The organism is Ruminococcus sp., assembly GCF_017650195.1.
GTDB lineage: Bacteria > Bacillota > Clostridia > Oscillospirales > Ruminococcaceae > Ruminococcus.
This window is the reverse complement of record NZ_JAGCFH010000091.1, coordinates 1-8,112: the sequence shown is the minus strand read 5'-3', so window position 1 is coordinate 8,112 and position 8,112 is coordinate 1. Positions and strand designations below refer to the sequence as shown.

Here is an 8,112-nt window from a genome sequence, read left to right as displayed (position 1 = left end):
TGATAATGATAATAATATAAGGACCGGCTCGACTCACTCCAGACACTCAAATGTATTTATTAAACCATCGCTTGCTGAGGTAAAGGCATATTGTAAGGAACGCAGAAACAATATTGATGCAGAACACTTCGTCGACTACTACGATGCAAACGGCTGGACGATCAAAGGCTCTTCCATGAAGGACTGGAAAGCAGCTGTCCGGAGATGGGAGAAAAACGGATTTGATAACAAGCAGGATATCGACGTAAACAAGTACGAACAGTTCATTAATAAGTTCTAGGAGGCAAATTAAGTATGAGCAGTTTATCAATGTTTTTTGAGGAGGCTACAAATGAACGATAAATCAGGATTCTATCTATTCAGCCGCGACAAGGGCGGTAACTGGTATCGCTGCCGCAAGTGTGGACTGCTCGAACGGTACGAGCCAAAGGTCTGTCCCGCTTGTCAGGGCGAGGGAAAAATGGACGCGAATATATCAGCTATCCTCGAAGCTGATGCAGAGGTGAGAAAGAGGAACAGGAAGAAATGACAGAAGCTGAACGCTGGGCGAGAGACCTCGTCTGCAACGAATCGGAAGCCTTTGAAAAGGCACTGAAAAGAATGAAGGAGGAAAAGAAAATGTACGTTGATGGCAGATGGCTCACCGAGCCTGAGATAGAGGCATACATCAAGAGGATGAGAACGGAGATAGCTGAGCTCCGGGATAAGCACGAGAACGAGTGCAGGCAGATATCTGAATACGATATCGAGCTCAAGGAACTAAGTGAGCTTCCAAAGGTAAGGGAAAAGCTCGAGCGGATTACTTCGAGCTACACCTTCGGGCAGCAGCGAGCAATATTCGTCGAGGAGTGTGCCGAGGCTATCCAGGCGGTCTGCAAGGTCGAGAGAGCTGCCAACAGCTCCTTAGAGGTCTACGCCGATAAGATATCCGACCTGATAGGCGAGGTTGCGGACGTGCTCATTATGGCTCAGCAGATGAGGTTGTATCTCGGAAAGGATAAGGTCGATGCCGAGATACAGCGGAAGCTCGATAGGCAGATAGAGAGGATAAGGGAGGAGACTAAAAATGAATGATAAGGAAATATGCAAAAAGTGTATATATTACGACGACTTTTGCTGCCGAAATGATAACGCTATATGTATCAACAATTCTGAGTATAAGGACGCAGAAATGGTAGTTAATTACCTTATAAATCAAAAGGAAGGTGCTACAAAATGACCTATGAAGAACGTATCGAAGTCTTGAAAGAAACGGCAATGCGCAAAGATATTCTCATATTTCCTGAGATACAAGCCGTATTTGCGCATCTTTGCTCAGCTGCTACTGATTATCACGACGCAGCTAATGTAAATTCAGTAAAGATAATTTCACATTTTACCGGCTTGACGAAGTACAGGGTGCGTAAGGTTATAAAAGCCCTTCGTGATCTTGGACTTGTAGAGAGAACAACGTGCGGCTTTCCTGCTTACGAATGTATTTCGGAAAGCGGAACAGACTATGAAGAACCGCACCCACCTGTAAACGGCTTCGGGCTGACGAAAAAAGGCTTTGAAAGTGCAACGTATAAGAAGGCAAACGAGCTGATTGAAGCCGAATACAAACGCTGGGCTGAAATGTCCGAAGAAGAATTTCAACGTGAAATGAAACAGGAGGCTTGAAAATGACACCTGATGAAAACAACTTGTATTTACTAGGAGACTTTGCATACGAGGTATTAAAGCTATATGCTAAGTACTACCCGAATCTGAAAGTATATGAAACTAGCTTTTTTGACGCTGAGACAGACGAAATGGCGTGCCTCACTATGAAGGAATATTACAAAAGAGCTAAAAAAGCAAGGAGGACTAACAATGATAAATAATTATGCCCCACATGACTATAACAGACACACATTGCGAATAACATTGAATTATCGTGGTGCGATCGGACATATTAGCTTTCTTCGTGGCGGTAATTGCAAAGGCGCATATGTACTTAGCGAAGCAATAGACTTTTTTGAAGACTGCGATACAAACGACATTGAAAGATTAGTTGAAAACGACTGCGAGCTTGAAATGATAAGCGTTGATGATGAAGTTGCTTTCAATGTAACATTGCACGAAGGAGATAAAGAAGTCTTTTTTGAAGCTATTGATGAAAGGAGAATGCAAGAATTGGTGGTTGCTGTTGAAATTGCCGCATACAAAGAAGAGGTCGCAAAGGCTCTCTGCTTCGGCTTTTGAATCCTCAACCGCCGAAGGAGGACGACGATGAAAACGACTAAGGACTTATGGCATCTCGCGTTTATAAGCTGCCTTGAAATAAGAGAGTATTTCGGAGAAGATAAATGCGGCGATGAGGAAGATGCTGATAAAATTTAGATTTTGTTAGATTAAGCTTAGATTATGATTTAGATTTAGGAGGGTATATGAAAATCGGCTTAATAGACGTTGACGGACATAATTTTCCAAATCTTGCATTAATGCGCATATCCGCTTATCACAAGGCAAAGGGAGATGATGTTGAGTGGTGGCTAACTGATTTTGAATATTACGACAAAGTGTATATGTCAAAAATATTTAGTGATTTATATACTTCTGATGTTCAAGAACCTATAAATTGTGGCGAGGTTATCAAAGGCGGTACAGGCTACAATATACATCTTGAAAACGGTCAAGAAGTATTTGACAAGGCTAATCATAAGGATTTACCGCCCGAAATAGAGAAAATGTTTCCCGATTATAGCATTTATCCTCAGTTTGATTTTGCGGTATCAATGACAAGCCGAGGCTGTCCGAGAGGTTGTTCATTTTGTCATGTTGCCGCAAAAGAGGGTAGATGCGCTGTAAAGGTTGCTGATGTATCGGACTTTTGGAACGGTCAAAAGCACATTGAAGTCCTTGACCCGAATATTACAGCTTGCCGTGATAAAAGGGAGTTATTCACTCAATATCGTGAAACAAATGCTACTATAACATTCAATCAAGGTTTAGATATTAGGTTGTTAAATGATTATGATATTGAGGATATAAATCATATGAGGATAAAAGATATACATTTTGCGTGGGATAATCCTAATGATGATCTAGAGCAGAAATTCAGAAATTTTGCAAAAGGATTTAGAAGAAAATCTAATATTGGTATGGTTTATATATTAACAAATTTTAATAGCACTATGGAGCAGAATTTATATCGAATATATACTTTGCGTGATATGGGTTATGACCCATATGTTATGGTTTACAATAAACCAAATGCACCAAAGGAGATAAAACATCTTCAAAGGTGGTGTAATAACAAGATAATTTTCAAATCTTGTAAGCGGTTTGAAGATTATTTGATTTGATAATAGGAGGGCTGAAAATGGCTAAATGCTGTGAGAATTGCTACTATGGCGAAGTACAGGCAAAACGTGAAAGGCTCGGAATACCCTGCTATGTGATTTGTCGGCTGACAAGTAATATGTTCAAAGGCAAATATGAGATACATAGCAAAGACGATAAGTGTAACAAGTGGATAAATAAGGAGAAATGAAAATGACACTTGATGAAGCTATAAAGCATAACATAGACATGGCAGAACGCTATGAACGATTTGAAGATAGTCACGATGAAAAACTGAAAGAAGAATGTTTAAAATGTGCCGAAGAATATAGACAGCTTGCCGAATGGTTGACGGAGTTGAAAGAAGCAAAGCGACTTCTGAAATCGGCGGTTGAGGATATTCGATGGCTTACAAAATGGCATGACCCTTGCGAACTGTGTGGACTAACAGATGAAGACGGAGATTGCCCTGTAGACCTTGACAAAGGTATAGATTGTGATGATATCTATAAGTGGAGACTGGAAGGCGAAGTCGAAAAGCTGATAGGAGGCGAAGAGCAATGAGCGGAGGAAGTCATAATTATATTTATAGCCGAATCGAAGAAGAACTAGCTGACCAAATGGAAGATGCAGAGCTAAATGAGCTTATATCTGATATTATTGTACTGGCTCACGCACTTGAATGGTATCACAGTAGTGATACATCGAGAGCGGATTATCTTGAAACTGTTATAGCTTTTAAGAAGAAGTGGTTCAAGAGCAATCGAGAAGAACGCCTTAAAAAGTACATCGAAGAATCTATACAGAAAACAAAAGAAGAGCTATTGAATATGATAGGAGGAGATGTAGATGAGTAGCCTATGCATATTCTTCGCTGGAGCTTTCTTTGGCTCTGGAATAACCTTCCTCGCAATGGTGCTCGCGTTCGCTGCGGGCGAGGATAAATGAGAATGTTCAACGACGGATACGGTGCCCGCTTCCGTATTCGCAACAACATCACAGGCACATACATACACATCTCGATGTTCCGAGTGCTCGAGTTCAGGGACAGGCTCGATGCACTCGCGTACATTAAGCGGCACAATCTCAATCAAATGATTTATTACGTGGAGGTGGTAAGGTGAGAAACTATCAGCGACAGAAGAATAACCCGTACAAGCTGCCACACAACCTGTATATGCGTATGCTGTACCTCGTTCGCGACTATAATCGAATCAAGGAAGAACGCGAGGATATTCTCAATTCTTCTCCTCCTGTTGACGGTGTGCCTCACTCAGGCATAGGCAATCCGACAGAGCAGAAGGGAATCAAGCTCGCAGCTCTCGGCGATATGTGCAAGGCGATAGACAAGGCACTCGAAGCAGTTCCGCCTGAGTACAGGAAGGCAATATGGGACAATATATGCTATCAGTCACCGTATCCTATTTACGCAGGCGAGGCAACGTACAAGCGCTGGCGGTGCAGGTTTATTTACGAAGTCGCGAAAAATGTACACGAAATATAAAAAGTGATACGCACGGGAAAAAATTCTGTGTTATATTAATACCATGAAAGCAGGCGGAAATCTGGAAGGCTCCTTTCGGGAGCGTTGCATCCTTCGCTCCCTATGCCTCCGCCTTCCGCCAGAACGCTTTCTGTTGTCTCCTTTCTTTTGTTCTACACACTTTTTTGATCTTTGCCGAGTAGCACACTGCTTGGCGCTCCTATGCGGGATATGATATTTTTCGTGTATAGTTAAGTATCAGTGGTTCACGTCCACAATTCCGCACCGTCAGTGGGTTTATACCGACTTTAGATTATACGCAGCTGAGCCGTTCCAAAAGGGGCGGCTTTGCTGTTATATTCATTCAATTCTTACTAATCATCTTACTACTACGTCTTACAAAGGAACGCGAAACTGCATGAATAACAATTTAATAATTGAGTACGTATCGCTCGACGCTATAAAGCCTTACGAAAGGAACGCGAAACTGCATCCACAGGAGCAGATCGAGCAGATTAAGAAGTCAATCACCGACCTCGGATTCAATGATCCTATCGCTGTATGGAAGAACAACGAGGTTATCGAAGGACATGGGCGGTTGATTGCTGCCAAGGAGCTGGGCCTCGAAGAGGTTCCAGTTATCAGACTGGACAATCTGACCGACGAACAGCTCCGAGCCGGATCAGATTGTTCTTGATATCTTTGGTGGCAGCGGTTCTACAATGATTGCCTGCGAACAGCTCAACCGCTCCTGTTACATGATGGAGCTGGATCCTAAGTACGTCGATGTCATAATTGACCGCTGGGAAAAGTTCACAGGCCAGAAAGCAGTTAAACTGAATTAAGGGAAGGAGGTCGGCGATGGCAAACGAGCAGAATTTAATACCTAACAGTGCAAGAACTCCGAGCGAGCTCCGAGAGCAGACACGAAAGGGCGGCGTTAATTCTGGTAAGGCTCGAAAGCGTAAAGCTGACCTACGAAAAATGGCTCAGGCAGTGCTCGACGGCACTTATACGGATAAAAACGGGAAGGAATTCACAGGTGAAGAGGCTCTTATATCTGGCCTAGTCGCAAACCTGACTGATCCAAAAGGCAAGAACTGGGGAAAAGCCGTTGACTTACTTGTGGAGCTTCTCGGAGCAGATAAAAGCCGAGAAGACAAGCAGAAGCTCAAGGCTGAGATTGCTCTTCTCAAAGCTAAGACAAAGGTAATATCTGAAGCCGAGTTAAATTCAGGCGATGAAATCAAGAATCCGTTTAAAGACTTGACGACTGAGGAGCTGAGAAAACTTGCAGGAGAGTAAGCTGATACAGCTCGGAGTGAAAATCGAATTAGCACGTCGCAGCTTTTTCGATTATTGCAGGCTCAAGGCTCCGGACTTCTATAAACCTGAGCACACATACCTGGTTGATTTGTGCAACGATCTGCAAGACTTTTTGATATCAGAGGAGAAAGCGTTAATAATCAACCTACCTCCGCGACACGGCAAGTCCAGAACCGCTTGTTGCTTTGCTGAATGGTATCTCGGACATGATCCAAGCCGCAAAATAATGATAGGCTCTTACAACGAAACGCTTTCAACAATGTTCAGCAAGAACGTCAGGAATACAATCTCGGAGATAAAAGCGGATCCATACATTCCTGTCTTTTCCGATGTCTTCCCGAACGTGCAGATCAAGCGCGGCGACGGTGCTATGAACCTCTGGAGCTTGAACGGAGGATATAACAACTATCTGGCGACATCTCCAACAGGTACGGCGACAGGCTTCGGCTGTACGCTCATGGTGATTGATGACCTTATCAAGAACGCAGAAGAAGCAAACAACGAGGTCGTGAAGCAGAAACACTGGGAATGGTTTACAAACACAATGCTGAGCCGTCGAGAAGAAGGCGCGAAAGTTATTATAATCATGACACGCTGGGCGACTGACGACCTTGCAGGAAAGTATCTGGAGTTCTGTCAGACCGAGGGCATACCCTTCCGGCACATCTGCATGAAGGCATACGATGAGGAAACAGATTCGATGCTCTGTCCTGATATCCTCAGCTACGAAAGCTACCAGGCGACAATCAAGGCAATGGGCGCGGACATAGCTGCAGCGAACTATCAGCAGGAACCTATCAACATCAAGGGCAAACTGTATACAAGCTTCAAGACGTACACAGAGCTGCCGCCTTACTTTGAAGGCATATTCAGCTATACAGATACAGCGGACGAAGGCAGCGACTGGCTGTGCTCAATCATCTGGGGCGCATATCAGCAGGAGGCATACGTGCTTGATATATACTTCTCGTCGGATCCGATGGAGATAACCGAACCAGAGACCGCACTGAGGCATAAGCAACATAAGGTAAATAATGCGCGGATAGAGTCAAACAACGGTGGTCGTGGCTTCGCTCGAAACGTTGAACGAATTTCAAAGCAGGATCTGAAGAACAGCAGGACCATATTCAGCTGGTTCCATCAGTCTGCAAACAAGAAAGCTCGAATCATCACCTATTCAACATGGGTGATGCAGCACATATATTTTCCGGTCAACTGGCGTGACCGCTTCCCTGAATACTACGAAGCGATGAACAAGTATCAGCGTGAAGGAAAGAACGCACACGACGATGCTCCTGACGCTACAACAGGAGTCGCCGAGACAATGCAGCAGACAAGCAAGGTCGGCACGTCGAATCTCAGAGGATAAGGAAGTGTAGGAATGCCGTTTCTACTTAACAATACAGAACCGCTCACACCAGAGCTTATATGCAAGTATATCAAGATGCATCAAGATGTCACGATACCTAGATATCAGAAACTCAAGGATTATTATCTCGGACTGCATGACATCGTGAGACGTGAGCCGAAGCGAGCTGATGATCCATGTAATAACGTTGTATGCAATTATGCTAAGTATATCAGCGACTTCGCTGCAGGTTATCTCATTGGAGAGCCTATCGCATATCAGTCTGATGACCAGGATCTGGCAGACCTGCTCGAATGGTTCAAGAAGGCTCAGATTGACGTACAGGACATGGATAACGCAAAGGACCAGTCTATATACGGAGTAGCTTACGAGCTCGTTTATATGTCTTCTGACGAGTCTCCGATACCTAAGGCGGCGAGCATACATCCGTCACAGGCATTCGTTATCTATAACAACACGGTTGAGCTCAAGCCGGTTGCAGGTGTCTACTACTATGAGCAGAAAGACGTTAGCACTCAGAAGCTCAGTGGCTGGAAAGTCGAGTGCAGTACAGACACTGAGTATATCAAGTTCGACGTAACTAAGGACTTCGAAGTTAGCGGAGAGATCGTCAGAGAGCCTAATCCGTTCA

General features: G+C 43.9%; 15 protein-coding genes and 2 pseudogenes. All 17 read left to right on the top strand.

All coding sequences use genetic code 11. The features are described from left to right. Positions 1-280: pseudogene (locus J6U00_RS03885) on the top strand (hypothetical protein); the annotation flags it as partial. A 51-nt stretch (positions 281-331) separates the two neighbouring features. Beyond that, positions 332-529, top strand: coding sequence for a hypothetical protein (locus J6U00_RS03880; protein ID WP_296579119.1), 198 nt, complete (start codon positions 332-334; stop codon positions 527-529). Next, complete coding sequence (locus tag J6U00_RS03875) at positions 526-1,074, top strand: hypothetical protein (RefSeq protein ID WP_296579118.1); 549 nt, start codon at positions 526-528, stop codon at positions 1,072-1,074. Before J6U00_RS03880 ends, J6U00_RS03875 begins: the two co-directional genes overlap by 4 nt. Beyond that, positions 1,067-1,219 carry a hypothetical protein gene (locus tag J6U00_RS03870; protein WP_296579117.1) on the top strand — a complete coding sequence of 51 codons (153 nt, stop codon included), beginning with the start codon at positions 1,067-1,069 and terminating at the stop codon, positions 1,217-1,219. The genes J6U00_RS03875 and J6U00_RS03870 overlap by 8 nt, the downstream gene beginning before the upstream one ends. After that, entirely contained in the window at positions 1,216-1,659 is a 444-nt protein-coding gene (locus J6U00_RS03865; RefSeq protein ID WP_296579116.1) for a hypothetical protein, read from the top strand. Before J6U00_RS03870 ends, J6U00_RS03865 begins: the two co-directional genes overlap by 4 nt. A 2-nt stretch (positions 1,660-1,661) precedes the next feature. Further along, the gene (locus tag J6U00_RS03860) at positions 1,662-1,862 is read left to right on the top strand and encodes a hypothetical protein (RefSeq protein WP_296579115.1); all 201 of its coding nucleotides are present in this window, start codon (positions 1,662-1,664) and stop codon (positions 1,860-1,862) included. Beyond that, entirely contained in the window at positions 1,852-2,223 is a 372-nt protein-coding gene (locus J6U00_RS03855) for a hypothetical protein (RefSeq protein ID WP_296579113.1), read from the top strand. Before J6U00_RS03860 ends, J6U00_RS03855 begins: the two co-directional genes overlap by 11 nt. 185 nt (positions 2,224-2,408) lie before the next feature. Continuing rightward, the gene (locus tag J6U00_RS03850) at positions 2,409-3,326 is read left to right on the top strand and encodes a radical SAM protein (protein ID WP_296579111.1); all 918 of its coding nucleotides are present in this window, start codon (positions 2,409-2,411) and stop codon (positions 3,324-3,326) included. A 17-nt stretch (positions 3,327-3,343) separates the two neighbouring features. Next, positions 3,344-3,514: a hypothetical protein gene (locus J6U00_RS03845; protein WP_296579109.1), complete on the top strand. Its 171-nt coding sequence runs from the start codon at positions 3,344-3,346 to the stop codon at positions 3,512-3,514. A 2-nt stretch (positions 3,515-3,516) separates the two neighbouring features. Continuing rightward, positions 3,517-3,867 (top strand): hypothetical protein, encoded by a 351-nt coding sequence (locus tag J6U00_RS03840; RefSeq protein WP_296579107.1) that lies wholly within the window; start codon positions 3,517-3,519, stop codon positions 3,865-3,867. Continuing rightward, on the top strand, positions 3,864-4,160 hold the full coding sequence (locus J6U00_RS03835) for a hypothetical protein (protein WP_296579105.1): 297 nt from the start codon (positions 3,864-3,866) through the stop codon (positions 4,158-4,160). The genes J6U00_RS03840 and J6U00_RS03835 overlap by 4 nt, the downstream gene beginning before the upstream one ends. A gap of 263 nt (positions 4,161-4,423) precedes the next feature. Further along, positions 4,424-4,807, top strand: a complete 384-nt coding sequence (locus tag J6U00_RS03830; protein ID WP_173457326.1) for a hypothetical protein — start codon at positions 4,424-4,426, stop codon at positions 4,805-4,807. 397 nt (positions 4,808-5,204) lie between these two features. After that, positions 5,205-5,483: a ParB/Srx family N-terminal domain-containing protein gene (locus J6U00_RS03825; protein ID WP_296579099.1), complete on the top strand. Its 279-nt coding sequence runs from the start codon at positions 5,205-5,207 to the stop codon at positions 5,481-5,483. After that, positions 5,473-5,631: pseudogene (locus J6U00_RS03820) on the top strand (DNA methyltransferase); the annotation flags it as partial. The gene J6U00_RS03825 and the pseudogene J6U00_RS03820, both read left to right, overlap by 11 nt. 16 nt (positions 5,632-5,647) lie before the next feature. After that, positions 5,648-6,091, top strand: a complete 444-nt coding sequence (locus J6U00_RS03815; RefSeq protein WP_296579095.1) for a hypothetical protein — start codon at positions 5,648-5,650, stop codon at positions 6,089-6,091. Continuing rightward, entirely contained in the window at positions 6,078-7,481 is a 1,404-nt protein-coding gene (gene terL / locus J6U00_RS03810; protein WP_296579092.1) for a phage terminase large subunit, read from the top strand. The genes J6U00_RS03815 and terL overlap by 14 nt, the downstream gene beginning before the upstream one ends. Before the next feature lie 12 nt (positions 7,482-7,493). After that, positions 7,494-8,112, top strand: a 619-nt coding sequence (locus J6U00_RS03805) for a phage portal protein (RefSeq protein ID WP_296579089.1), incomplete at its 3' end; no start/stop codon positions are given.

Coding starts and splice junctions, on each gene's coding strand:
- J6U00_RS03880 (WP_296579119.1), top strand. CDS start 332: ATGAACGATAAATCAGGATTCTATCTATTCAGCCGCGACAAGGGCGGT.
- J6U00_RS03875 (WP_296579118.1), top strand. CDS start 526: ATGACAGAAGCTGAACGCTGGGCGAGAGACCTCGTCTGCAACGAATCG.
- J6U00_RS03870 (WP_296579117.1), top strand. CDS start 1,067: ATGAATGATAAGGAAATATGCAAAAAGTGTATATATTACGACGACTTT.
- J6U00_RS03865 (WP_296579116.1), top strand. CDS start 1,216: ATGACCTATGAAGAACGTATCGAAGTCTTGAAAGAAACGGCAATGCGC.
- J6U00_RS03860 (WP_296579115.1), top strand. CDS start 1,662: ATGACACCTGATGAAAACAACTTGTATTTACTAGGAGACTTTGCATAC.
- J6U00_RS03855 (WP_296579113.1), top strand. CDS start 1,852: ATGATAAATAATTATGCCCCACATGACTATAACAGACACACATTGCGA.
- J6U00_RS03850 (WP_296579111.1), top strand. CDS start 2,409: ATGAAAATCGGCTTAATAGACGTTGACGGACATAATTTTCCAAATCTT.
- J6U00_RS03845 (WP_296579109.1), top strand. CDS start 3,344: ATGGCTAAATGCTGTGAGAATTGCTACTATGGCGAAGTACAGGCAAAA.
- J6U00_RS03840 (WP_296579107.1), top strand. CDS start 3,517: ATGACACTTGATGAAGCTATAAAGCATAACATAGACATGGCAGAACGC.
- J6U00_RS03835 (WP_296579105.1), top strand. CDS start 3,864: ATGAGCGGAGGAAGTCATAATTATATTTATAGCCGAATCGAAGAAGAA.
- J6U00_RS03825 (WP_296579099.1), top strand. CDS start 5,205: ATGAATAACAATTTAATAATTGAGTACGTATCGCTCGACGCTATAAAG.
- J6U00_RS03815 (WP_296579095.1), top strand. CDS start 5,648: ATGGCAAACGAGCAGAATTTAATACCTAACAGTGCAAGAACTCCGAGC.